Here is a 24,529-nt window from a genome sequence, read left to right on the forward strand (position 1 = left end):
GTGCGTCGTACCCGGCCGCAGGTACCCCGCGTGGACCGCGCGAATCCCCCGGCCGGCGGGGGCTTTCCGGCCGGGGGAAGGGTGGGGCGGTCGCCGGCGGTTCAGTCGCGCAGGGCCTTCGCGACGGCCTCGCCGATCCGGGCGATCGGCCCGGGTTCGGTCATGTCGTAGTGGCCGCACGGGACTTGGTGGTCGTGGAGGGTGCCGTCGACGTACGGCCGCCAGCTGTCGGCCTTCCCCGGCTGGACCGCCAGGTCGGTCGCGGCCCCGGCCGGTTCCTCCTCGGCCGCGCTGAAGAAGAGCACGTCCCCGTGGAAGACGCCGGGGGCGAACTGGGGGGCGATGCGCAGGTTGTTGCGCATGACGGCGGCGATGGCTGCGGCCTCGGCGCGGGTGACCGGGGAACTCGCCGGGTCCGCCGCGACGGCGGCGCCGATGCGGTCCAGGACGGTGCCGACGTCCGGGGGCGCGGTCCCGGCGTCCAGGGGCAGTCCGGCCACCCGCGACAGCAGCGCGGCCACCTGCCGTTCGACCCCGGCCGGGTCGTGGACGGTGCCGTGCGGCTGCGGGGCGTCGAGCAGCGCGAGCAGCTCGACCCGCTCGCCCTCCGCCTGGAGCGCGCAGGCCATGGCGTGCGCGACGAACCCTCCGTAGGACCAGCCCAGCAGCCGGTACGGGCCGTGCGGCTGGATCCGCCGCACCAGGCCGAGGTAGTGGGCGACCATGGCGGCGGCGTCCGGCGCGGGCGGGGCGGTGCCGTCCAGGCCGGCCGCCTGGATGCCGTAGACGGGCTGGTCGCCGCCGAGGTGGGGCAGCAGCCCGGTGTACCGCCAGGAGACGCCCGCGCCGGGGTGGACGCAGAACAGGGGTATGGCGGTGCCCTCCGCGCGCAGCGGCAGCAGCGGCCCGAGCGCGGTGGGCGCGGTGCCCGGCTCCGGCCCGCCCCGCTCGTCGGCGGCGGCGAGGACGCCGGCCACGGTGGGCGCGGCCAGCAGGGTGGCCGCCGGGACGGTGAGGACGCCGGTCCGGCGCAGCCGGCCCGCGAGGAGCACGGCGCGCATCGAGTCGCCGCCGAGGTCGAAGAAGTTGTCGTGCACGCCGATGCCGCCGATGCCGAGGGCCTCTTCCCAGAGCCGGGTGACCGCCGCCTCCCGCTCCGTGCGCGGCGCCACGTGCTCCGTGGTCAGCCGGGGGCGCGGGGCGAGCGCGGGGGCCCTCTCCTCGGTGGCCTGGGTGTCGTCGGCGGCGGCGCGGGCGCCGGGGGCGTCGATCCAGTGACGGCGGCGGTCGAAGGCGTACGGGGGCAGCGGGACCCGCCGGGGGGTGCCCGGAACCGGGGGCAGGGCACCGTCGACGCCCGCGCTCCACAGCCGGCCCAGGGCCTCGGCGAGGACGAAGTCGTCGGACGCCTCGGCCTTGGCGTGCCGCATGGTGGTGACCGTGACCGGTGCCTGGCCGGTGAGGCGGCCGGTGGCGAGCTTGGTCAGGGTGTCGCCGGGGCCGATCTCCACGAGGACGGGGTGCAGCCGGTCCCAGAGGGCGGTGATGCCGTCGGCGAACCGCACGGTGTGCCGGGTGTGGTCGAGCCAGTGCTGTACGGAGGTGGCCTGGGCGTCGGTGGCCCAGGTGCCGGTGACGTTGGTGACGTACGGGACGCGCGGCGGGCGCAGGGTGACCTGGCGCAGGTGGGCCTCGTAGGCGGGCAGGACCGGGTCGAGGACGTGGGAGTGGGCGGCGACGGGGATGCGCAGCCGGCGGAACGGGACGCCGCGGCGGGTGAGTTCGGCCTCGAAGCGGGTGACGGCGTCGAGGTGTCCGGCGACCGTGCAGGCGCCGGGGCCGTTGACGGCGGCCAGGGACAGCGTGTCGTCGAGCAGGGGCCGGATCTCCTCGGCGGGGGCGGCGACGCCGACCGTGGCGCCGCCGGCCGAGGCGATGAGCCGGACCCGCTCGGTGACCAGCGGCAGCATGTCCGCCAGGTCGATGACGCCGGCCAGGCAGGCGGCGGTGTACTCGCCGAGGGAGTGGCCGATCAGCGCGTCGGGGCGGACGCCCGCCTCGATGAGGGTGCGGGCCAGGGCGTACTCGGTGACGACGAGGGAGAGCAGCGCGGAGACCTGGTCGGGTTCGCGCCGCTCGAACAGGGCGGTGCGCGGGTCGGTGCCGAGGGCGGGGCGCAGGATGCGGGCGCACTCGTCGACGGTGTCCCGGTAGACGGCGTGGCCGCGGTAGAGCCCGGCGCCCATGCCGGGGTACTGGGTGCCGCCGCCCGGCAGCAGGAACGCCACGCGGACCGGGTCGTCGGGGACCGGCGGGGTGGCGGGGGCGGCGGAGCGCAGCGCGTCGAGGGCCTCGGCGCGGTCGGCGGCCGTGACGGCGAGGCGGTGGCGCAGCGCGGGCCGGTCGGCGCGCAGGGAGTGGGCGACGTCGTCCAGGCGGAGCGCGGGCCGGTGTTCGAGGTGCCGGGCGAGGGCCTCGGCCTGGCCGCGCAGGGCGCCGGCGGTCCGGGCGGACAGCGGCAGCACGAGGCGGCGGCCGTCCTCGGGCGGCCGGGGGGCGGCGGGCGGGACGGGCGGGGCCTCCTCCAGGACGACGTGGGCGTTGGTGCCGCCGATGCCGAAGGCGCTGACGGCGGCCCGGCGGGGGTGCTCGCCCGCGGGCCAGTCCTCCAGGGCGGTGGGCACCCGGAAGGGACTCGCGGTGAAGTCGATGTGCGGGTTGGGCCGGTCGAAGTGCAGGCTGGGCGGGATCTGCCGGTGTTCCAGGGCGAGGACGGCCTTGATGAGTCCGGCGATGCCGGCGGCGGCGCCGAGGTGGCCGATGTTGGTCTTGACCGAGCCGAGCGCGCAGTACCCGGTGCGGTCGGTGGAGTGCCGGAACGCCTCGGTGAGGGCGGCCACTTCGATGGGGTCGCCGAGTTTGGTGGCGGTGCCGTGCGCCTCGACCAGGCCGATGGTGCCGGCGTCGACCTCGGCCTGGGCCTGCGCGTCGAGGATGACCTCGGTCTGGCCGGCGGAACTGGGCGCGCTGAAGCCGACCTTGCGGCGGCCGTCGTTGTTGACGGCGCTGCCCCGGATGACGGCGCGGACCCGGTCGCCGTCGGCGAGGGCGTCCTCCAGCCGCTTCAGTACGACGGCTCCGACGCCGTCGCCCGAGGAGGTGCCGGCGGCGTCGGCGGCGAAGGCCCGGCAGTGCCCGTCGGGCGAGAAGGGGCCGTCGGGGACGTGGCGGTAGCCGAGCGCGGCCGAGGGGTTGAGGGAGACGGCGGCGGCGAGGGCGGTGTCGCAGCGGTGGTCGAGCAGGTCCTGGCAGGCGGTGTGCACGGCGACCAGCGCGGTGGAGCAGGCCGTCTGGACGGAGAGGGCGGGCCCGGTGAGGCCGAGTTCGTAGGCGACGCGGGTGGCGAGGGTGCCCAGCGAGTTGGCGGTGGCCGCGTGGACGAGGGCGACCGAGCCGGGCTGCCCGGCGAAGCGGGGGTACACGTGGGCCGGGTAGTAGCGGCTGTCGCCGCTGCCCGCGTACACCCCGAACCGCTCGCCGGTCCGGTCGGCGCCGAGCCGGCCGGCGTCCTCCAGGGCGTGGTAGGCGGTCTCCAGCAGCAGCCGTTGCTGCGGGTCGATCACGGCGGCCTCGGCGGGGCTCAGGCCGAAGAAGCCGGCGTCGAAGCGGTCCATGCCGTCGACCGTCGACACCATGCGGACCAGCGAGGGGTCATCGAGGTCGCGGGGGTCGCCGCCGGCGGCGAGGAACTCGTCGTCGGTGACGGGGCGGATCGACTCCCGGCCGGCCGCGAGGTTCTCCCAGAAGGCGTCGAGGTCGTCGGCGCCGGGGAAGCGGCCCGCCATGCCGATGACGGCGACGGCGGGGAACTCCTCGTCGGGGAACGCGGCGTCGTGGGGTGCGGTGGTGTCAGGCATGGCCTCGGTCCTTCCCGTGCCGGGCGGTGCGGCGGGCGCGGGCCGCCCGCAGGCGCTGTGCTTGTTCCTTGGCGCGGTCCAGGCCGCTGGGCTCGCGCGGCGGGGACGACGGTCCGGGACCGCCGCCGTCCGCCGCCCGCTCCGCCGGGGTGCGGGCGCCGAGGGCCGCGAGGTGGCGGGCGAGGTCCCGCACGGTCGGGTGGGCGAACAGGTCGACGACCGTCAGCGCGGTGCCGAAGGCGCGGTTGACGGCGGACTGGGCGGTGACCAGCAGCAGGGAGTTGCCGCCCAGGTCGAAGAAGTTCTCGTCCCGGCCCACCCGGTCCCGGCCGAGGACCCCGGACCACACCTCGGCGAGCCGGCCCTCCAGGGCGCCCGGGCCGGCTTCCCGGTCCGCCGCTCCGTCCCGGTCGCCGGTGGCGCCGGCCGAGCGCAGCGTCCACGCGTCGGACAGGCCGGCCGACCCGGCGGCGTCGGCCGCCGCGCGGTACAGGGCGCCCAGGTCGGTGCCGTCCGCCAGGCCGACGCGGGCGGCCAGGCGGCGGACCTGGCGGACGGGGGCGACGACGTGGCTGCGGACCCAGGGGGCGGTGCGGTCGGCGCCGATCAGCAGGTGCGGCGCGTCCAGGGTGCGGGCCAGGTCGAAGGAGCGCAGCGCGGCGGGGGTGTCGAGCAGCCGGTAGCCGCGGGCCTCGGTGAGCGCGGTGAGGCCGTAGCCGCGGCTCATGCCCTTCTCGCGCCACATGCTCCAGGCCAGGGACTGCGCGGGCAGGCCCAGGGCGCGGCGGTGCAGGGCGAGGGCGTCCAGGTAGGCGTTGGCGGCGGCGTAGGCGGCGTTCAGCGCGCCGCCGAACAGGCCGTTGACGGAGGAGAAGGTGACGAAGGAGGCGACCGGGTGGTCCTCGGTGAGCCGGTGCAGCGTCCACGCGCCGCGGGTCTTCGCCGCCACCGCACGCCGCCAGGTGGCGGTGTCCAGTTCGCCGACGGGGCGTTCCACGAGCGTGCCGGCGAGGTGCAGCACCGAGGCCAGGGGGACGCCCCACGCCTCGGCGGCGGCGGACACGGCGGCCCGTACCTGTTGCTCGTCGGTGACGTCGGCGGCGGTGTAGCGGACCTCGCCCAGTTCGCGGAGCCGGCCGAGGGCCTCGTCCGCGGGCCGCTCGGTGCGGCCGACGACGAGCAGCCGGGTGCCGGGGGTGCGCAGCAGGTGGGCGGCGAGTTCGGTGCCGACGCCGCCGAGGCCGCCGGTGAGCAGGGTGAAGCCGTCGCGCGCGGGGGTGGTGGCGCGCTCGGGCCGCTCGGGCAGGGCGGCGAGGCGGCGCACGTGTCGGTGGCCGTCGCGGTACGCCACGTCCGTGCCGTCGGTGGTGACGGTCGCCTCGGCCAGCAGGACGGGCAGCGGGTCCGTGTCCTCGTCCGGCGCCAGGTCGAGGTGGGTGCCGCGCAGCCCGCCGGACTCCTCGCCCAGCGACTTCAGCAGGGCGCCCGCCATGGCGTGCGCGGGTGAGGGCCGCTCGCCGGGGCGTACGGCCTGGGCGCCCGCCGTCACGTACACGAGGTCCAGCGGACGCCGCCGGGCGACCGACGCCCGTGCCAGGGCGAGGAGTTCCTCCACGGCGGTGTGGCCGTCGGCGTTCCCGGGGCCGTAGAGCGCGCCGAGGTGGAGGACGGCGTCGACCGGCCGCCGGTCGTGGGCGAGCCGCTCCAGCAGCGCCGCCCAGTCGCCCGCCTCGCCGGGCCTGACCCGGTAGTGGGCGGCGCCCAGCCGCTCGTACGACGGGCCGGGGTCGACCAGCGTGCACAGGCCGCCGTCGGCCCGCAGGGCGTCGGCGAGGCGCTCGGCGAGCCGGCGGGCGCGGGGGTCGGCGCCGGTCGGCACGAGGGTGTGCCGGCCGGGGGGCGCGGGGTGCGGGCCGGGGCGCGCGGCGCGCTGCCAGACCGGCCGCAGGAACCAGTCGGGGACGGTGGCGGCGGTGCCCATCATGAGCTGGGCGCGGCGGACCTCGTCGTCGAAGTCCCCGGCCTCGAAGCCCTTGCGCAGCTTGGTGCGCTGGATCTTGCCGATCTCGGTCTTGGGGATGGCGTCCCGGCCGACCGGGACGAGGAAGGCGGGGCTGACGCCGATCTCGCGGGTGACCTTCCCGGCGATCTCGCGCAGGGCGTCGGCGGTGGCCTCGCCGGGGAGGTGGCAGAAGAGGGCGAGTTCGTCGGTGGGTGAGGACGGGTCGGTGCGTACGGCGACGGCGGCGGTGAAGCTGCGCTCCACGGTGGGCAGTTCCTCGACGCACGCCTCGATCTCGTGGCTGTAGTGGTTGACGCCGTTGACGATGATGACGTCCTTGGCGCGGCCGGTGATGTACAGCTCGCCGTCGCGCAGATAGGCCAGGTCGCCGGTGTCGAACCAGCCGTCCTCGGTGAACGCCTCGGCGTTGGCGGCCGGGTTGTCGTGGTAGCCGCCGGTCACGGAGGTGCCGCGGACCTGGAAGCGGCCCGCCTCGCCCTCCGGCAGCACCGTGCCCCGCTCGTCGACGATCCGCATGGCGAAGCCGGGGTAGGGCAGGCCGCAGCTGACGAACGTCCCCTCGTCCGGGGCGGGTTCGGCGGGCAGGACGGCGTCGGTGACCACCGAGCAGGTCTCGGACATGCCCCAGCCGGGGTGCATGACGTCCTGCGGCAGGCCGAACGGCTTCAGCGTGTGCAGGAACCGGCGGGCGGCGGAGGCGACGACGACCTCGCCGGCGTTCATCACCAGCCGCATCGGGGACAGGTCCCAGGTGCGGCCGGCGAAGCGGTCGGACTGTTCGGCGAGGAGCCCGAAGGCGAAGTTGGGCGCCCAGGTGACGGTGACCCGGTGCCGGTCGGCGAGGTCCATCCAGCGCAGCGGGTCCTGGAGGACGTACGAGGTGGGGGCGTGGATCTGGCGGCAGCCCAGGTAGACGTCCCGCAGGTGGAACATGACCACGCCGGTGACGTGGTCGAGCGGGATCCAGTTCAGGGTGACGTCGTCGGCGCCGAGCCCGTTCCGCTGCTCGGTGGCGGCGGAGCGGGTGAGGACGTTGCGGTGGGTGAGGCGGACCGCCTTGGGCAGGCCGGTGCTGCCGGACGTCATCAGCATCAGCATCAGGTCGTCCGGCGCGGCGGCGTACCAGTCCCGGTCCTCGGGGGCGTCGCGCAGCGCGTCGGCGGTGGCCAGCCGGAGGCCGGGCCAGTCCTGCCGGGCGGCGACGGCGCGCAGGCCGCTCTCGCGTCCGGCGGAGCAGACGATCCAGGGGCGGCCGAGCATCCGCCAGATGCCCTCCAGCTTGGTCAGGGCCGCCGACGGGGTGTCGTAGGAGGGCGGGACGGTCAGCGGGACGGCGACGAAGCCGCCGAGGACGCAGCCCCAGAGGACGGCGAGGAAGTCCTCGGTGGCGTCGCACTGGAGGATGACCTGGTCGCCGGGGCGCAGGCCCGCCCGGCGCAGTCCGGCCAGGACGCGGGACGCCTCGGGGATCAGGGAGGCGTAGTCGCGCCGGTGTTCGGTGCCGTCGGCGTGGACGTGGACGATGTCGCCGCGGCCCCGCGCGGCGGCGCGGCGCAGGGCGTCGGCCCAGCCCGGCACGGACGGTTCGGTCAGGGCGGGGCCCTCGCTGAGGGCGGGCGCGGCCGAGGCGTTCCGGGTCCGGGCGGCGGGGGCGGGAGCGGCGGTGTGCTCGGGCAGGCCGGTGTGGCGGCGGTCCAGTTCCCCGGGTGCGTCCTCCACCGTCACCTCGGCGGCGGTGACGCCGGGCAGGCCGGCCAGCCGCTCCCGCCAGGCTTCGGCGGCGGCGCGGTCGACGGCGGGCAGGGCGCGCAGCGCGGCGGTGTCGACACCGCCGTCCGCGGTGCGGGGCAGGGCGTTGACGGCGGTGACGCGGACGGGGCCGTGGCCGGCGCGGGCGAGGGCGTCCTCGGCTCGTTCGGCGGCGTCCGCCCGGCCCGGCACCACGTACAGGCGCGGCGGGGTGCCGTCGGCGGCGGGCAGCGCGTGGGCGTCGCGGATGCCGGGCACCGACCGGACGGTGTCGGTAAGGTCGGTGAGGCCGGTGAGGTCGGTGGGGCCGGCCGGGGCGGGGGTCCGCTCGGGCGGCGCGGGCAGCGCGCCGACGCGGAGACCGGGGTCGGCGCCCACGGCGTGCAGCACGTCGTGCAGGGCGTGCGCGAACGCCTCGGCGGTGCCGGCGTCGTACAGGTCGGTGGCGTACTCGACGTGCAGGGTCAGGCCGTCGGGGGCGCCCTCGGGGGTGCGGCGTTCCTGGGCGTCGACGAACAGGTCGAACTTGGCGGTGCCGGTGGCGGTGGGCCGCAGCTCGGTGCGGCGGCCGTCCAGGTCGAGGACGGCGGGCTCGTTGTTCTGGAGGGCCAGCATCACCTGGAACAAGGGGTGCCGGCCGGGCCTGCGGGGCGGGTTGAGGTCGTCGACCAGCCGGTCGAAGGGCAGGTCCTGGTGGTCGAGGGCGGCGAGGTCGGCGGTGCGCAGCCGGGCGAGGAGGTCCCGGAAGGCGGGGTCGCCGGAGGTGTCGGCGCGCAGCACCAGGGTGTTGGTGAGGAGGCCGATCAGGGGGTCGAGGGCGGGTTCGGTGCGGCCCGCGACGGGGGTGCCGAGCACGATGTCCTCGCCGGCGCCCCAGCGGGTGAGGAGGGCGCCGAGGGCGGCGTGCAGCACCATGAAGAGGCTGGCGCCCGCCCGGTCGGCGAGGTCCAGCAGGGCGCGGTGCCCGGGGGCGTCGACGGTGACCTCGACGTGCGCGCCGGCGCCGCGCGGCACGGCGGGGCGCGGCCGGTCACCTGGCAGGGTGCACTCCTCGGGCAGGCCGGCCAGGGCGGTGCGCCAGTGGGCGGTCAGCCGCTCCAGGTGCCCGGGTCCGTCCGGGGCGGGGGCGAGCAGGGCGCGCTGCCACAGGGCGTAGTCGGCGTACTGGGCGGGCAGCGGGCTCCACTCGGGGGCCCGGCCGGCCCGGCGGGCCGCGTAGGCGGTGCCCAGGTCGTCGGCGAAGGGGCGCAGCGACCAGCCGTCGGCGGCGCTGTGGTGCAGGACGAACAGCAGGGTGGGGCCCAGCAGCCAGACGGCGAGGGGGCTCTCGGCGGTGAGGTCGAAGCGGTGCCGCAGCGCGGCGGTGACGTGGGCGGCGGTCTCCGCCTCGGGACAGTCGGCCTCGCGCAGCTCCGGCCGGAGTTCGCCGGGCGGCAGGACGCGCTGGTACGGGGTTCCGTCGTGCTCGGCGATCACCGTCCGCAGGATCTCGTGGCGGTCGGCGAGGTCGCCGAGGGCGGCCCGGAGGGCGTCGGTGTCGGGTGCGGTGCCGAGCGGGACGAGGAGCGGGATGTTGTAGGTGGCGGCGCCGTCGTCGAGCCGGTGCAGGAACCACATGCGTTCCTGCGCGTAGGACAGCGGCACCCGCGCGGGCCGCGCGGCGGCGCCGAGGACCGGGCGGGCCGGGGCGGCCCCGTGCGGTACGGCGAGCCGCCGGGCGAGGGCGGCCGGGGTGGGCGTCTCGAACAGGGCGGTGATGGGGATCTCGGCGCCGGCCTCGTGGCGCAGGCGGGCGAGCAGCCGGGTGGCGAGCAGGGAGTCGCCGCCGAGGTCGAAGAAGTTCGCGTCGGTGCCGACGGTGTCCCGGTCCAGTTTCAGGACGTCCTCGAACAGCGCGCAGACCAGGGCCTCCTGGGGGTCCGCGGGGCGGCTGCCGGAGGCGGCGGCGGTGAAGTCGGGGGCGGGCAGGGCGTCGGCGTCGAGCTTGCCGTTGGCGGTCAGCGGCAGGGCGTCCACGGGCACGCACACGGCCGGGACCATGTACTCGGGCAGCCGGGCGGCGGCGTGCGCGCGCAGCGCGGCCGGGTCCGGGGGCGTGCCGCCCGCCGGGACGGTGTAGGCGACGAGCTGCGCGGCGCCGTGCGCGGCGCGGCGGACCAGCACGGCGGCCCGGGCGACGTCCGGGTGCGCGGCGAGGACGGCCTCGATCTCGCCGGGCTCGATCCGGAAGCCGCGCAGCTGCACCTGGGCGTCGGCCCGGCCCACGTAGTCCAGCGTGCCGTCGGGGCGGCGCCGGGCCAGGTCGCCCGAGCGGTACATGCGGGTGCCGGGCGGGCCGAAGGGGTCGTCCAGGAAGCGTTCGGCGGTCAGGCCGGCCCGGTTCAGGTAGCCGGCGGCGACGCCCGCGCCGGAGACGTACAGCTCGCCGGTCGCGCCGGGCGGCACCGGGCGGCCCCGGTCGTCGAGCAGGTGGACGCGCAGGTCGTCGAGGGGGGTGCCGATGACGCTGCCGCGGCGCGGGTCGTCCAGGTCGGCGCGGGTGAGGCGGTGGTGGGTGACGTGCACGGTGGTCTCGGTGATGCCGTACATGTTCACCAGTGCCGGGCGGTCCAGGCCGTGCCGGTCGGCCCAGGGGCGCAGCCGGGCCGGGCGCAGCGCCTCGCCGCCGAAGACGACGTACCGCAGCGCGCCGGTGTCCCCGCCGCGTTCCAGGTCGGCGTCGATGAGCTGCTCGAAGGCGGACGGCGTCTGGTTGAGGACGGTGACGCCCTCGCGGTGCAGGAGGTCCAGGAAGGCGCGCGGCGAGCGGCTGACGGCGTACGGCACGACGACGACCCGGCCGCCGTGCAGCAGGGCGCCCCAGATCTCCCAGACGGAGAAGTCGAAGGCGTACGAGTGGAAGAGCGTCCACACGTCGTCGGCGCCGAAGGTGAAGTGCGCGGCGGCGGCGGAGAAGAGGCGGACGGCGTTGGCGTGCGGGACGGGCACGCCCTTGGGGCGGCCGGTGGAGCCGGAGGTGTGGATGATGTACGCGATGTCGTCCGGGCCGGTCGGGCCGTGCCGGTCGGCGTCGGTGAGGTCGCCGGCCCGGTGGCGGGCGAGGGCGGCGGCGGTCTCGGGGGTGTCGAGGAGGACGGCGGGGAGGGCGTCCCCGGCGAGGTGGGCGTGGGCGCGTTCGGTGACGAGGACGACGGGGGCGGCGTCCTCGACGACCAGGCGGAGCCGTTCGGCGGGGTGGCCGGGGTCCAGCGGGAGGTAGGCGGCGCCGGTCTTGAGGACGGCGAGCAGGGCGGGCAGCAGCCGGGGGCCCCGGTCCAGGGCCAGCGCCACCACCCGGCCGGGGCCGGCGCCGTGCCCGGTCAGCAGCCGGGCCAGCCGGTTGGCCTCCGCGTTGAGGGCGGCGTAGGTGAGGTGGTCGTCGCCGCAGGTGACGGCGGTCCGCTCGGGGCCGGCCGCCGCCTGTTCCTCGAAGAGGGCGGTGAGGGTCCTGGCCACGGGGTGGGTACGGACGGGGGCGTCGCGGGGGTGCTCGCCGGGCAGCAGGACGTCCAGGTCGCCCAGCGGGGTCGTCGCGCCGGCCTCGGCGAAGCGGCGCAGCACCGCGAGGAACCGGTCGCGGTGCAGGGCGAGTTCGTCCTCCTCGTACAGGGCGGGGTTGGCGTCGAAGGCCAGCCAGAGGCCCTCGGCGCGGGCGCCGGGGCGCACCGAGATCTGGAGGTCGTCGACGGCCCCGCCGGACAGGTGGTGCCAGGTGGTGGGGGCGCCGCCGAAGACGGGGGACTCGTCGAACGGGACGATGTTCAGCACCGGCCCGTACAGCCGTCGTCCGGTGCCGAGCAGGCCCAGGTCGCGGCGGAGGAACTCGCCCCGGTAGCGCTGGTGGCGGCGCAGGGCCCGCATCTCCCCGGCGACGGTGCGGGCGAGGTCCGCGAGGGGCGTCTTAGGGCCGGCGGCCACCCGCAGCGGGAGGACGTCGGAGGCGGTGCCGGGGGCGCGCAGGGCGGCGCTGCCGAGCCGGCTCATCGTGGCCAGGCCCAGCACCAGGTCCCGGGCGCCGGTCATCCGGTGCAGCCAGGCGGCGGTGACGGTGGCCAGCAGGTCGGCGCGGGTGACGCCGAGGCGGGCCGCGGCGGCGTCCAGGGCGGCGGTCTCGGCGGGGGTCAGTTCGGCGGTGCGGCGCAGGAAGGGCGCGGTGGGGGGCGCCGTACGGGAGGTGAGCCGGGCGGGTTCCGGCGGCAGGCCGGCCAGGCGCCGCGCCCAGTGGTCGCGGTCGCGGCCGTACCGCTCGGAGGCGCGGTAGGCGGCCTCGTCCTCCTGGAGCCGGGCGGCCGGCGCGAAACCGGAGGGGCCGGGGTCGCGTCCCTCGGCCAGCGCGTTGTACGTCTCGGCGAGGCGCCGGCCGAGGAGCTTGTAGCTGTAGCCGTCGAGCAGGAGGTGGTGGGCGCGCAGCAGCCAGAGGTGGCGGTCGGGGGCGAGGGTCAGCAGGCTGTGCGCGAACAGCGGGCCCTTGTCGAGGTCCACGGGGGTGGCGAGGTCGGCGCGGACGTGGGCCCAGGCGGCGGTCTCGGGGTCCTCGGCGGTGCTGACGTCGGTCCGGTGCAGGACCCAGTCGTCCGCGTCGGCGGCGCGGTGGCAGCGGGGGCCGTCGTCGGTGTCGGTGAAGCGCAGGGCGAAGGTGTCGGCCTCGCCCACGGTCCGCCGCAGCGCGGTCTCGAACAGGTCGGTGTCGAGCGGCCCGTGGATCTCCACGGCCTCCGCGGTGGTGTAGGCGGCGCCGTCCGCCGCGAGCCGCCCGGCGTACCAGAGTCCCTCCTGGGCCCCGGACAGCGGTCGACGTTCGTCCTCCTGGAGTGACATGGCACAACCCTCACGTGGCAAGCGGTGATGTCCCGGACGGCGAAGGCCCGGCCGGATGGGGCGGGTGCGGCCGGCGCTCCGTGCCGCCCGCGCGTCGGGTACACGCGCCGGGCCGGCCCACGGGGCGCAGGAAGGGGCCGCACGCCGGGGGCAGGGGATATGGCCTCTCCCGGCCCCGGTTCCACGGCTCACCACCGTGCGCGGCGCCGGTCCCCGGGTCAAGCCGGACCGGCCGCCGGGGCGGCGATTCAGGGGTTTCCCTGAATTGTGCGCGGCGAGGGAGTGGACGGCGTCCGATCGGGCGGACTTCCCGGAATCCGGGCAGAGTTCTAGGGAAATCACGCGACTTCCCGGTGTGCCGCCTTCCCCGCTGGATTCGGCCGTGCCCGCCGGTGCACTCTCGGATGGCCCCCGGTCCGGGCGTGGGCTCCTCCCCCTCTGAACGCCCTTGGCGGTTCCCCTTCTTGCGCGCCTCTCGCAGGCGTCCCCCCGTGAACGTCCCGGAAATGAACGACGAAAGAAGGCTGACGGCATGCACCGTGCGCTGTGTCCGGTCGAGACGCTCTACGTGGGTCAGAGAAGCAGGGCCGTCCTGTCGTGCTCCCTGCGCGGACGCGTCGACGTCGGTGCGCTGTCGGCCGCGTTCGACGCGCTGACGCGGGCGCATCCGACGCTGCGGTCCCGGATCGCGCGGGACGGCGACGGTTACGCGCTGCACCTGCTCGACGAGGACGAACGGCCCCGGCTGAGCACCCGTACCGGCTCCGACGAGGCGGCGGAGTACGCGGCGGAGCTGAACCGGCCGCTGCCGGTCGGGGGGCCGTTGAGCCGGGCGGTCCTGATCAGCGGACCGGACGGCAAGAGCCATCTGTTCGTGCTGGTCATCGACCACACCGTGACCGACGGCCACAGCAGCATCGCGGCGCTCAACGCGCTGTGGGACCAGTACCGGGCCCTGGTCGAGGGCGAGCCGGTGCCCATGGCGCCCGCCGCCGGCGGGGACGGGGACGGCGGGCCGCACTGGCCGGAGCCGGTGAGCCGGCTGCTGCCCCCGGCCGACGGGGCCGCGACGGCGGCGTACCTGGACCGCCGCGTCGAGGCGCTCCGCCGGCACCCGGTCGACCTGGTCCCGTACGACGTGCCCGGCCCGGCCACGCCCGACGCCCCGACCGGCACGGAGACCGGAGCGGGAACCGGCGGGACGGCCCCGCAGGCCGACGGGGCGCCCCGCGCGCAGACCGCCACGGAGACCGGCGCGGCGCCCCGCGCGGACGGCCCGGAGGGGGCCGGGCGCATCGAGGTGCGGCGGCTGACCCTGGACACGGACCTCACCGCGCGGCTGCGCTCGGCGGCCCGCGCCCACGGTGTCTCCGTGCACGCGTTGATCGGCGCGACCCTGCTGGCCACGGCCCGGCGGCGGCTGGACGGCGACGGACCCCGCACCCTCGGCGTCCTCTCCCCCGTCGACCTGCGCTCCCGGCTCTCCCCGGCACTGCCCGCCGCCCTGCTGGTGCCCGCCGTCACCACCCACCTCCAGACCCTCGACGTGTCCCGGGCCTCCGACCCGGCGGAGCTGGCGCGCACCGTGCACACCCGCCTCACCCGCTTCGTCGCCGACGGGGACCACCTGCACGAGACGCGGATCACCCCGGAGATCCCCCGCGACCCCGCGCTGCAACGGGCGACCGTGATCGCCACCAACATGGGGGTCGTCCCCGGCCCCCGGCTGCCCGGCGGGCTGCGCATGGTGGACGTCCGGCTGGTCCCGGCGCGCGAGCAGTACTTCCCGCAGGCCGGGCGGAGCCCCGTGATGGCGTGCGTCGTCTCCTTCGGGGGCCGGCTCGCCATCGAGTTCCCGCACTCCACCGCCTGCTTCAGCCCGTCCTTCATGCGGGCGTTCCGCGACGACGTGCGCGCCGGGCTGCTCCGCTTCGCGCACGCGGGGCGCCCCGAGCACGTCCCCGCCGCGCACGTCCCCGCGGCCGTGGGCTGAGCGCGACCCGCTCCCGTACCCGCCGCCCGGTCACCGGCCACGATCACCGGTCATCGGTCACCCCAAGGAGCTTGCCCGGCATGACCACCGTCAGTGAACTTCCCTCCCCCCTGACGCTGCTCCCCCGAGCCCAGTCGGGCGACGAGCACGCGATGAACCACCTGCTGAACCGCATCACCCCCTATGTGGCCCGCATCTGCCGGTCCATCACCCACGACGACGGCGCCGACGCCACCCAGGAGGCGCTGCTCGCCATCTACCGCGGTCTGGGTTCCCTGCGCGAACCGGCGGCCTTCTACGGCTGGGTGCGCTCGGTGACGGTCCGCGAGGCCGTCCGCACCGCCCGGCGGTACGGCGAGGAGTGCGCCTGCTCGCAGGTGGAGTCCCGGCAGGAGGCCAACCCCCTGGACGCGGTGCACATCACCGATGTGCTGGACCGGCTCTCCGCGGCGCACCGGCAGGTCCTGACGCTGCGCGCGTACGGGCTCAACGAGGAGGAGATGGCCGAGGTGCTGGAGCTGCCCGTCGGCACCGTCCGCTCCCGCCTCTTCCGCGCCCGCCGCCGGTTCCAGGAGGCGTGGCAGCCCACCGCGGCGTGAGGGCGGCGGCCGTGGCGGTGCGCACCGCCACGGCCGCCGTCACCGGGCCCGGCCCGTCGTCACCTCACCCGCTCGGGAAGGACCCGCGGCGGCCACTGGCCCGCGGCGAACATCCCCAGCGCGTGCGCCCGCGCCACCAGGGCGGGGCGGTTGGGCGCGTCGAACCGGCGCAGCATCTGCCCCACGCGGTACTCGATCCCCTGACGGCTCAGATAGAGACGGGAGGCCAACTGCACCGTGGACTCGCCACTCGCCACGCCCTCCAGGACCTGTGCGTCCAGGGCGCTGAGCACCGGCCGCCCGGCCGTGCGGTCCCCTTCCGCCGCACCGGCCACGGCCTCCTTACGCTCCGCGCCCGCCCGGTCCACCGCATCCGCCCGGTCCACCGCTTCCGCCCGGTCCGTCACTTCCGCGCGGTCCACCCTCCCCGTGCGGCGCACCGCTTCCGTTTCCGTACGGCGCAGGAGGACGAGGACTCCGGTGGTCCCGCCGGCCGGTGCCCGCACTGCGGTCGCGGTGAGCTCCGCGGTGAACTCCCGCCCGGCGGCGTCCCGTCCGGTCACCTTCCGGGTGACGCGGCGGCACCGTCCCGAGGACAGCGCGGTGAGTTGCTCCCGGAGGCGCCCGGGGGCGGACGACCGCAGCAGCTCGAAAAGACCGCGTCCGCATATCTCTTTGGGCCGGAGACCGAAGAGGCGGGCGAACTCGTGTTCCGCCGCCGTGATGACCAGGGCGCCGGGCGAGGCATGGGCCGTACAGGCACCGCGCGGGACGCGGGGCCGGGGAACGGGGAGGTCGGGGGCGGGCGAAGCCGTGAGCGCGGCTCCGTTCTTGCGGGGCGAAGCGTCGGGGAACCTGGTGGTCGCCACGGACGTACCGTCCTTCTTCCTGCGCGTGGGGGCTGGGAAGGGATGCGAACGCGGAGCCGGCCGGTGCACCGGGCCGGGTGCCGGCGGTGCGCCGGGGCCGGCCGGTGTCACCTGGTGGGTGCGCGGGGCCGGTGTTCCGCGTCGCCCCGGGCCGGCCGGCGCCGGGCGCCGGTCTCCCGGGTCGATCAGGGTGCGGACAGGGACGGGCACCGGGACGGCCGGCACCTGGAAAACGTTGTCACGGCCATTCGATCTCGCCGCTCCCTCCCGGGGGCAGACCCCGGGGGGCGGGGGGAAGGGCGGGAGCGGCGACCGCGGACCGAGGGGCCGGCCGTCGGGGCGGGCCCGGTCGGGCGCTGCGCAGCACGAAAACCTCCGTGAGACGAGTAGGGGATCGCGTCAAGGCGGCGCCTTCGAGATTAAGGGCCGCCCCCGTCTCTGGCAAGGTTTTGCCAGGCGAACCGGAATTCCTGTCAACTTCCTTTCCGAAAGGGAAATTGCAGATGCCCGCATGACGCTCTCCCCTGCCCGTTCCGGAAGCCGAACGGGCACCTCTGAACTGCGCGGTTCCCCGTTCACGGAGAGGCTTGCCCACCGCTACGCCCGCTTCATAAGGTGGTGGCAACTCCATGCGCCCGACCGGGCAGGCCCGGGAAGAAAGAGGCCCTGACGATCGCGCCACGGAACCAAAAGGGGGGAGATGCTGACACAGCCGCATTTCGGCCGCCGGCTGAAGAGGCTCCGGCTGGAGCGGGGCCTGAGCCAGGCCGGTCTCGTCGGCGACGGCATGTCGACGGGATACCTGTCACGTCTGGAGTCGGGGGAACGGCGCCCGACCGAGCGGGCGGTGGCCTATCTGGCCCGCCGGCTCGGCGTCGACCCGTCCGCGCTGACCGGCCCGGCGGACGACCGGTCCCTGACCGGGGTGCTGGCCGCCGTCGCCTCCGCGCCGCCCGGCGCGGACGACACGGCGGCGCTGTGCCGCGCGGTCGAGGAGGACGCCGGTGACGATCCCGCCGCCCGCTGGCAGGCCCTGTGGCTGCTGGGCCGCGCCGCCGGCCGGGACGGCGACCACGAGCGCGAGCGCACCCTGCTCCGCGAACTCGTCGAGCTGGCCGACGAGTTGGGGGCGGCGGAGCTGCGGGCCCGTTCGCGGGTGCAGTACGCCCGCTGCACCAGGGCCCTCGGTGACCTGCGGACGGCGGAGCCCGCGGCCGTCACGGCCCTGTCGGTCGCCCGCACCGAGAAGCTGTCGGTGTCCGACACGCTCGCCGCCCTGATGGTGCTGATCAGCGTCGAGACGGAACTGGGCCGGCTGGAGGAGGCCGGGCGGCACGTCGAGGAGCTGGAGCGGGACCTGCTGCCGCAGGCCGGCCCGGCCCAGGCGGCCGAGGCGCTGTGGACGGCCGCCATGGTCAGCAACCGCGAGGGCGATCACGCGGCCGCCCGGTCCCGCCTCGACCGGGCGCTGGCGCTGCTGCGGGGCAAGGACGACCTGGCCCTGTGGACCCGGCTGCGGGCCGCCGCGACCGCCGCCGCCCTCCAGATGTCACCGCCGCAGGTGGCCGCCGCCGACCGCTGGCTGGGCGAGGCCGCCTCCGTCCTCGACCTGATCGGCACTCCGCTCCAGGTGCAGGAGCTGCATGCCCTCCAGGCCCACCTCGCCTTTCACCAGGGGCGGTTCGACGAGGCCAGATCGCTCAGCCGGCGGCTGCTGCACGAGGAGGACCTGCGGCTGTCCTACCGGGACCGGGTGCGCCTCGCGGTGCTCGACGGGCGGCTGGAGATCCTCGCGGGCCGGGTGGACGAGGGCATCGCGGCGCTGCGGCGGCTCGGCCAGCAGGCGGCCCAGTCGCAGCACCTGGACCTGGCGGCCCACGTCTGGCAGTCCCTGGCCACCACCCTGGCCGACGTCCGCTCCTGACCGGACCGGCCCGCGCCTCCCGCCCGGCCGTCAGCCCCGGACGAGGGTCACGGTCCGCGTCTGCCGGGCGTGGAAGGCGGGGAGCGGCAGGCCGCCGAGGGGGCGCAGCTCCATCAGGGTGGCCTCGACCCGGGCCGGGCCCGGCGCCGGCCCGGCCGGGGCCGACCCGCCGGACGGTCTGCCCGAGTTGGCCCACGGGTGGTCCAGGCCGTCGCAGACCGCGGGGGTGCCGCCGATGCCGTGCCGTACGGACCCGGCGTCCCGGCTCACCGAGGAGGTGACGTAGACCGGGCCGCTCGCGGCGTCGCAGCGGTAGGTGCCGGTGAGGGTGACGGTGCCGTCGGGGGCGATGCGGCCGGCCGGGTCGACGGTCACCGAACCGCCGGCGGCGGGGACGGTTCCGGCCTGGGCGGCGGGGGCGGCGGCCAGCGTGAGCAGGGCGGCGGCGGCGAGTGCGGACGTCAAGGACACAGGGACCTCCTGATCCGAGGGTGGGGTTCCCACTGGTACCCGCCCGTGCGGCGCGCGGCGCGTCCGTCACCCCTTCGGCGGCGCGTTGCCGGGGCGTGCCGGTCGTGTCCGGGTGTTGTCACGGTCGGCCGCCGCGGGTTCCGGCGGGCGCGGGGCGCGGGCATCGTCTCCGGTGAGGAAGGCCCGTATCCCGCGCGGAGGTGCGCCATGTGTTCCCACCGGTCCTCGTGTCCCGGTTCCGACACCGTCCCCGCCCATGTCGTCGCGGCCCGCCCGGAGCAGGGGTGGTACCTGCTGTGCGACGGCACCATCGTCTTCGACGACACCGGTGAACTCCTGCCCGACGGCCGGGCGGTGGGGCCGCACCGGGTCGCCGCCGGGGTACTGACGATCGCCGCCTGAGCGCGCCACCGCTCACGGCAGTACGGCGAGGCCGTCCAGTTCCACCAGCGCCTCCTCGTCCCAGAGCCGGACCACCTGGACGACGGCCATCGCCGGGTAGCCGCGGCCCATCCGCTCCCGCCAGATCCGGCCCAGTTCGGCCGAGTGGGCGCGGTAGGCGGCGACATCGGTGGCGTAGACGGTGACCCGGGCGAGGTCGGCCGGGGTGCCGCCGGCCGCGCGCAGTGCCGTCAGCAGGTTGTCCAGGGCGCGGGCGAACTGGGCGGGCAGGGTCGCGCCGGTCACCGTGCCGGACGCGTCCAGCGCGGTCTGGCCGGCCAGCAGGACGACGCGGCTGCCGGTGGCGACGACGGCGTGCGAGAAGCCGGCCGGCGGGGCGAGGCCCGGCGGGTTCACCCGCTCGGTGCTCATGGCCCCTCCTCGGTCCGCCGGTACAACTCCCGGGCGATGATGTCCCGTTGGACCTCGCTGGCGCCCTCGTAGACGCGGGGGGCGCGGACCTCGCGGTAGAGGTGTTCCAGGAGGTGGCCGCGGGTCAGGGCGCGGGCGCCGTGCAGCTGGACGGCGGTGTCGACGACGTACTGGGCGGTCTCGGTGGCCAGCAGTTTCGCCATCGCGGCGCGCTCGGGGACGTCCGGGGCGCCGGTGTCGTACGCCGTCGCCGCCGCGTGCACCATCAGTCGGGCCGCCTCCGTGCGCACCGCCATCTCGGCGACCTGGTGGGCGACGGTCTGGAGGTCGCGGAGCTTGCCGCCGAAGGCGTCGCGGGCGCGGGTGTGGGCGAGGGTGGCGTCCAGGGCGGCGCCGGCCATGCCGACGGCGAAGGCGCCGACGCTGGGGCGGAACCGGTTCAGGGTGTCCATGGCGACCCGGAACCCCTGGTCGGGTGCGCCGAGCACGTCGTCGGCGGTGACGGGGACGCCGTCGAAGGCGAGGGTGCCGATGGGGTGCGGGGAGAGCATCTCCAGCGGGGTGCCGGTGAGGCCGGGGCGGTCGGCGGGGACGAGGAAGGCGGTGACGCCGCGGGCCCCGGCGCCGGGGGTGGTCCGGGCGAAGACGGTGTACAGGTCGGCCTCGGGCGCGTTGGAGATCCAGCACTTCTCGCCGGTCAGCCGCCAGCCGGCGGTGCCCTCGGGGCGGGCCGCCAGCGCCAGCGCCGCCGCGTCCGAACCGGCGCCCGGTTCGGTGAGGGCGAAGGCGGCCACCGCGGTGCCGTCGGCCACCCGGGGCAGCCAGCGGGCGCGCTGGGCGCCGGTGCCGTGGAGGTGCACCGGGTGGCCGCCCAGGCCCTGGAGGGCGAGCGCGGTCTCCGCCTCCGTGCAGGCGTAGGCGAGGGACTCGCGCATCAGGCACAGGTCGAGGGCGGTGGAGGTGAACAGGCGCGGGAGCAGCCCGAGGGAGCCGAGGGCGGCGACCAGGGGGCGGTTGACCCGGCCGGGTTCGCCGCGCTCGGCGAGCGGGCGGAGCCGTTCGGCGGCCAGGGCGCGCAGGGCGGCGCACCAGGCGGACTGTTCCGGTGCGAGCGAGAAGGCGGTCATCGCCGGTCCCCCTTGGGTGCCTGCGGCTCCTGTGGAGCGAGGCTATCGCGGGGCGTTGACTGCCGTCATCACCGCGCTACGCTCACGGCACGAGTCAGCCTCAGGGGGGCGCCGTCATGAATCCCCGGAGCACCGCCACCGCCCATGTCGACACCTTCGCCCGTGACCGGCTGCCGCCGCCCGGCCAGTGGCCCGAACTCCGCTTCGACCTGCCGGAGTTGCGCTATCCGGCCCGGCTGAACGCCGCCGTGGAGCTGCTCGCCGGCGGCGCCCCGGACCGCCCCGTCTTCCGTACCGCCTCCGGTGCCGTGTGGAGCTACGGCGAGCTGGGTGCCCGGGTCGACCGGATCGCGCACCTCCTCACCGGCGGCCTCGGGGTGGTCCCCGGCAACCGGGTGCTGCTGCGCGGCCCCACCACCCCGTGGCTGGCCGCGTGCTGGCTGGCGGTGCTCAAGGCGGGTGCGATCGCCGTGACCGTGCTGGCCGAGCAGCGCCCGCGGGAGCTGCGCCGGATGTGCGCGATCGCGCGGGTCCGGCACGCCCTGTGCGACGCGCGCTCGGTGGACGGCCTGGTCGCGGCGGACGTCCCGGGGCTGCGGATCGCGACGTACGGCGGGGCCGGCCTCGCGGACCCGGCGCACCGCCCGGCGCCGGACACGCCGTACCGGGCCGTGGACACCGCGGCCGACGACGTGGCACTGATCGCCTTCACCTCCGGCACCACCGGCCGGCCCAAGGGCTGCGTCCATCTGCACCGGGACGTCCTCGCGGTCGCCGACACCTTCTCCCGGCACGTGCTCCGGCCGCGTCCTGACGACCTGTTCACCGGCAGTCCGCCGCTCGGCTTCACCTTCGGCCTGGGCGGGCTGGTGATCTTCCCGATGCGGGCGGGGGCGTGCTCCCTGCTGCTGGAGCGGGCCGGGCCGCGCGAACTGCCGCCGGCGATCGCCGGGCACCGGGTGTCGGTGCTGTTCACCGCGCCGACGGCGTACCGCGCGATGCTCGCCGGCCTGGACGCCCACGACGTGTCCTCGCTGCGCCGCTGCGTGTCGGCCGGCGAGAACCTGCCCGCCGTCACCTGGCACGCCTGGCACGAGCGCACCGGGCTGCGGATCATCAACGGCATCGGCGCCACCGAGCTGCTGCACATCTTCGTCTCCGCCGCCGACGACGACATCCGGCCCGGCACGACGGGGGTGCCGGTGCCGGGGTGGCGGGCCGAGGTGCAGGACGCGCGGGGCCGGCCCGTGCCCGACGGGGAGCCGGGGCTGCTCGCGGTGCGCGGCCCGGTCGGGTGCCGTTACCTGGCCGATCCGCGGCAGCGGGAGTACGTGCGCGGCGGCTGGAACATCACCGGGGACACCTACGTCCGCGAGCCCGACGGCCGGTTCCGGTACGTCGCCCGCGCCGACGACATGATCGTCTCGGCCGGGTACAACATCGCGGGCCCGGAGGTGGAGGACGCCCTGCTGCGCCACCCGGACGTGGGCGAGGCGGCGGTGGTGGGCGAACCGGACCCGGAGCGCGGGCAGCGCGTGGTCGCCTTCGTGGTGCCGGCCGAGGGCGCCGCACCGGACGCCGAGGCGCTGCGGACGTTCGTACGGGCGGAACTGGCGCCGTACAAGTGCCCGCGGGAGATCGTGTTCCGCGGCGCGCTGCCGCGCACGGCCACCGGCAAGCTCCAGCGTTTCCGGCTGCTGTCCGACCGGCGGCAGCGCCTCGGGAGCGGCACCGTGACACCGGTCATGACCGGCGAGGATATGGACGACCTAAGATGATCAACGTGTCCGACCAGCATGCACCACGGTCCCTCATCGTCACGCTCTACGGCGCGTACGGCCGTCACGCGCCCGGCCCGGTCCCCGTCGCCGAGCTGATCCGGCTGCTGGCGGCGGTCGGGGTGGACGCGCCGTCGGTGCGCTCGTCGGTCTCCCGGCTCAAGCGGCGGGGGCTGCTGCTGCCCGCCCGTACCGCGCTGGGCGCGGCCGGTTACGAACTGTCCGCCGAGGCGCGGGAGTTGCTCGACGACGGCGACCGGCGGATCTATGCCGCCGCGCCCTGGACCGACGAGGGCTGGGTGCTCGCCGTGTTCTCGGTGCCGGAGTCGGAGCGGCAGAAGCGCCACGTACTGCGCTCCCGGCTGGCCCGGCTCGGCTTCGGCACGGCCGCCCCCGGCGTGTGGATCGCCCCGGCCCGGCTCTACGAGGAGACCCGGCACGCCCTGGGCCGGCTGCGGCTGGAGACGTACGTGGACTTCTTCCGCGGCGAGCACCTGGGGTTCGCGCCGACCGCCGAGGCGGTGGCCCGCTGGTGGGACCTGGCGGCGATCGGCAAGGAGCACGAGGCGTTCCTCGGCCGCCACGAGCCGGTCCTGCGCCGGTGGGAGCGCCGCCCGGACACCCCGCCCGAGGACGCCTACCGGGACTATCTGCTCGCCCTGGACTCCTGGCGCCGCCTGCCCTACTCCGACCCCGGGCTGCCCGCGCGGCTGCTGCCCGGCGACTGGCCCGGGGTGCGCTCGGCGGCGGTCTTCCGGGCGCTGCACGAGCGGCTGCGGGACGCGGGCGCGGTCTTCGCCGGGGTGTCCCCCGGCCCGCTCCCGCCCGTGTGACCCCGGGCACGGCAGCGGTCACTCACGCAACCCTCAGCTCGCTCTGTGCCTCCTCTCAAGTTTCTTACCTACCGTCCATGGGGTCGTCCACGGGGGGAAGAGAGCGAGAAGAGGACTGTTGCGCATGACCACCACGGCAAGACCGCCGGGAGCCACCGTCTGGCTCACCGGGCTGCCGAGCGCGGGCAAGACGACCATCGCCCGGCTGCTCGGTGACCGGCTGACGGCGGAGGGCCGCCGGGTGGAGGTGCTCGACGGCGACGAGATCCGCCGTTTCCTCTCGGCGGGCCTCGGCTTCTCCCGGGCGGACCGGCACACCAATGTGCAGCGCATCGGCCTGGTCTCGGAGGTGCTCGCCCGCAACGGCGTGCTGTCCGTGGTCCCCGTCATCGCCCCCTACGCGGACAGCCGGGAGGCGGTCCGCAGGCGGCACGAGCTGAGCGGGACGCCGTACGTCGAGGTGCATGTGGCGACGCCGGTCGAGGTGTGCAGCGAGCGGGACGTGAAGGGGCTGTACGCCCGGCAGGCGGCGGGTGCTCTGTCCGGGCTGACCGGGGTCGACGACCCGTACGAGCCGCCGGAGGACCCGGCGCTGGTGCTGCGGACGCAGGAGCAGACGCCCGAGGAGTCGGCCGCCGCGGTGTACGCGGTGCTGGCGGAGCGGGGGCTGGTGTGAACGACTTCGCCCTGTCGCATCTGGACGCGCTGGAGTCGGAGGCGGTGCACATCTTCCGCGAGGTGGCGGGCGAGTTCGAACGGCCGGTGATCCTCTTCTCCGGCGGCAAGGACTCCATCGTCATGCTCCACCTCGCCCTCAAGGCCTTCGCCCCCGCCCCCGTCCCCTTCGCCCTCCTGCACGTCGACACCGGCCACAACTTCCCCGAGGTCCTGGAGTACCGCGACCGCACCGCCGCCGAACACCGCCTGCGCCTGCACATCGCCTCCGTCCAGGACTACATCGACCGCGGCGTGCTCAAGGAACGCCCCGACGGCACCCGCAACCCCCTCCAGACCCTCCCCCTCACCGACACGATCCGGCACCACAACTTCGACGCCGTCTTCGGCGGCGGACGCCGCGACGAGGAGAAAGCACGCGCCAAGGAACGCGTCTTCTCCCTGCGCGACGAGTTCTCCCAGTGGGACCCCCGCCGCCAGCGCCCCGAACTGTGGAACCTCTACAACGGCCGCCACGCCCCCGGCGAACACGTCCGCGTCTTCCCCCTCTCCAACTGGACCGAACTCGACGTCTGGCAGTACATCGCCCGCGAGGACATCCACCTCCCTGCGATCTACTACGCCCACGAACGCGAGGTCTTCCAGCGCGCCGGCATGTGGCTCACCCCCGGCGACTGGGGCGGACCCGGCGACGGCGAGACCGTCGAGAAACGACAGGTCCGCTACCGCACCGTCGGCGACATGTCCTGCACCGGCGCCGTCGACTCCGACGCCGACACCATCGAGAAGGTCATCGCCGAGATCGCCGCCTCCCGCCTCACCGAACGCGGCGCCACCCGCGCCGACGACAAACTCTCCGAGGCCGCCATGGAAGACCGCAAGCGCGAGGGGTACTTCTAGA

The 24,529-nt window shown here is 76.2% G+C and carries 14 protein-coding genes; 8 read left to right on the plus strand and 6 right to left on the minus strand.

All coding sequences use genetic code 11. The features are described from left to right. Positions 1 to 101: 101 nt before the first annotated feature. The gene (locus tag Sdagh_RS10415) at positions 102 to 3,917 is read right to left on the minus strand and encodes a type I polyketide synthase (protein WP_189421076.1); all 3,816 of its coding nucleotides are present in this window, start codon (positions 3,915 to 3,917) and stop codon (positions 102 to 104) included. Continuing rightward, entirely contained in the window at positions 3,910 to 12,546 is an 8,637-nt protein-coding gene (locus tag Sdagh_RS10420; RefSeq protein WP_190077787.1) for a non-ribosomal peptide synthetase, read from the minus strand. Before Sdagh_RS10420 ends, Sdagh_RS10415 begins: the two co-directional genes overlap by 8 nt. A 532-nt stretch (positions 12,547 to 13,078) precedes the next feature. On the opposite strand from Sdagh_RS10420, the gene Sdagh_RS10425 reads away from it, so the two are divergent. After that, positions 13,079 to 14,539, plus strand: coding sequence for a phthiocerol/phthiodiolone dimycocerosyl transferase family protein (locus tag Sdagh_RS10425; RefSeq protein WP_189421072.1), 1,461 nt, complete (start codon positions 13,079 to 13,081; stop codon positions 14,537 to 14,539). Positions 14,540 to 14,619: 80 nt separating this feature from the next. After that, complete coding sequence (locus Sdagh_RS10430) at positions 14,620 to 15,138, plus strand: RNA polymerase sigma factor (RefSeq protein WP_189421070.1); 519 nt, start codon at positions 14,620 to 14,622, stop codon at positions 15,136 to 15,138. A gap of 59 nt (positions 15,139 to 15,197) precedes the next feature. On the opposite strand, the gene Sdagh_RS10435 is transcribed toward Sdagh_RS10430, so the two are convergent. Beyond that, the gene (locus Sdagh_RS10435) at positions 15,198 to 16,007 is read right to left on the minus strand and encodes a PAS domain-containing protein (protein WP_189421068.1); all 810 of its coding nucleotides are present in this window, start codon (positions 16,005 to 16,007) and stop codon (positions 15,198 to 15,200) included. A 700-nt stretch (positions 16,008 to 16,707) separates the two neighbouring features. On the opposite strand from Sdagh_RS10435, the gene Sdagh_RS10440 reads away from it, so the two are divergent. Beyond that, entirely contained in the window at positions 16,708 to 17,931 is a 1,224-nt protein-coding gene (locus Sdagh_RS10440) for a helix-turn-helix domain-containing protein (RefSeq protein WP_189421065.1), read from the plus strand. Between the two features lie 30 nt (positions 17,932 to 17,961). Here Sdagh_RS10440 and Sdagh_RS10445 read toward each other — a convergent pair whose 3' ends face one another. Then, a complete protein-coding gene (locus Sdagh_RS10445; RefSeq protein ID WP_189421063.1) occupies positions 17,962 to 18,402 on the minus strand; it encodes a DUF6299 family protein in 441 nt (146 codons plus the stop codon). A 207-nt stretch (positions 18,403 to 18,609) separates the two neighbouring features. Here Sdagh_RS10445 and Sdagh_RS10450 point away from each other — a divergent pair, with 207 nt between their 5' ends. Further along, positions 18,610 to 18,804, plus strand: coding sequence for a DUF5999 family protein (locus tag Sdagh_RS10450; RefSeq protein WP_189421061.1), 195 nt, complete (start codon positions 18,610 to 18,612; stop codon positions 18,802 to 18,804). A gap of 12 nt (positions 18,805 to 18,816) precedes the next feature. Here Sdagh_RS10450 and Sdagh_RS10455 read toward each other — a convergent pair whose 3' ends face one another. Both Sdagh_RS10455 and Sdagh_RS10460 read right to left on the minus strand, forming a co-directional pair. Further along, positions 18,817 to 19,215 carry a RidA family protein gene (locus tag Sdagh_RS10455; protein ID WP_190077788.1) on the minus strand — a complete coding sequence of 133 codons (399 nt, stop codon included), beginning with the start codon at positions 19,213 to 19,215 and terminating at the stop codon, positions 18,817 to 18,819. Beyond that, the gene (locus Sdagh_RS10460) at positions 19,212 to 20,342 is read right to left on the minus strand and encodes an acyl-CoA dehydrogenase family protein (RefSeq protein ID WP_190077789.1); all 1,131 of its coding nucleotides are present in this window, start codon (positions 20,340 to 20,342) and stop codon (positions 19,212 to 19,214) included. The genes Sdagh_RS10455 and Sdagh_RS10460 overlap by 4 nt, the downstream gene beginning before the upstream one ends. 116 nt (positions 20,343 to 20,458) lie before the next feature. On the opposite strand from Sdagh_RS10460, the gene Sdagh_RS10465 reads away from it, so the two are divergent. From Sdagh_RS10465 to cysD, 4 genes are all read left to right on the plus strand, one after another. Continuing rightward, a complete protein-coding gene (locus tag Sdagh_RS10465) occupies positions 20,459 to 22,120 on the plus strand; it encodes an AMP-binding protein (RefSeq protein ID WP_190077790.1) in 1,662 nt (553 codons plus the stop codon). Further along, positions 22,117 to 22,953: a PaaX family transcriptional regulator gene (locus tag Sdagh_RS10470; protein WP_189421052.1), complete on the plus strand. Its 837-nt coding sequence runs from the start codon at positions 22,117 to 22,119 to the stop codon at positions 22,951 to 22,953. The genes Sdagh_RS10465 and Sdagh_RS10470 overlap by 4 nt, the downstream gene beginning before the upstream one ends. 124 nt (positions 22,954 to 23,077) lie before the next feature. Then, the gene (gene cysC, locus Sdagh_RS10475; protein WP_190077791.1) at positions 23,078 to 23,629 is read left to right on the plus strand and encodes an adenylyl-sulfate kinase; all 552 of its coding nucleotides are present in this window, start codon (positions 23,078 to 23,080) and stop codon (positions 23,627 to 23,629) included. Then, positions 23,626 to 24,528, plus strand: coding sequence for a sulfate adenylyltransferase subunit CysD (cysD, locus tag Sdagh_RS10480; RefSeq protein ID WP_226535003.1), 903 nt, complete (start codon positions 23,626 to 23,628; stop codon positions 24,526 to 24,528). Before cysC ends, cysD begins: the two co-directional genes overlap by 4 nt. Position 24,529 lies beyond the last annotated feature (1 nt).

Origin of the sequence: Streptomyces daghestanicus (assembly GCF_020521275.1) — a bacterium.
GTDB classification, from domain to species: domain Bacteria; phylum Actinomycetota; class Actinomycetes; order Streptomycetales; family Streptomycetaceae; genus Streptomyces; species Streptomyces griseoviridis.

Coding starts and splice junctions, on each gene's coding strand:
- Sdagh_RS10420 (WP_190077787.1), bottom strand. CDS start 12,546: ATGTCACTCCAGGAGGACGAACGTCGACCGCTGTCCGGGGCCCAGGAG.
- Sdagh_RS10460 (WP_190077789.1), bottom strand. CDS start 20,342: ATGACCGCCTTCTCGCTCGCACCGGAACAGTCCGCCTGGTGCGCCGCC.
- Sdagh_RS10415 (WP_189421076.1), bottom strand. CDS start 3,917: ATGCCTGACACCACCGCACCCCACGACGCCGCGTTCCCCGACGAGGAG.
- Sdagh_RS10440 (WP_189421065.1), top strand. CDS start 16,708: ATGCTGACACAGCCGCATTTCGGCCGCCGGCTGAAGAGGCTCCGGCTG.
- Sdagh_RS10470 (WP_189421052.1), top strand. CDS start 22,117: ATGATCAACGTGTCCGACCAGCATGCACCACGGTCCCTCATCGTCACG.
- Sdagh_RS10455 (WP_190077788.1), bottom strand. CDS start 19,215: ATGAGCACCGAGCGGGTGAACCCGCCGGGCCTCGCCCCGCCGGCCGGC.
- Sdagh_RS10430 (WP_189421070.1), top strand. CDS start 14,620: ATGACCACCGTCAGTGAACTTCCCTCCCCCCTGACGCTGCTCCCCCGA.
- Sdagh_RS10450 (WP_189421061.1), top strand. CDS start 18,610: ATGTGTTCCCACCGGTCCTCGTGTCCCGGTTCCGACACCGTCCCCGCC.
- Sdagh_RS10425 (WP_189421072.1), top strand. CDS start 13,079: ATGCACCGTGCGCTGTGTCCGGTCGAGACGCTCTACGTGGGTCAGAGA.
- cysC (WP_190077791.1), top strand. CDS start 23,078: ATGACCACCACGGCAAGACCGCCGGGAGCCACCGTCTGGCTCACCGGG.
- Sdagh_RS10465 (WP_190077790.1), top strand. CDS start 20,459: ATGAATCCCCGGAGCACCGCCACCGCCCATGTCGACACCTTCGCCCGT.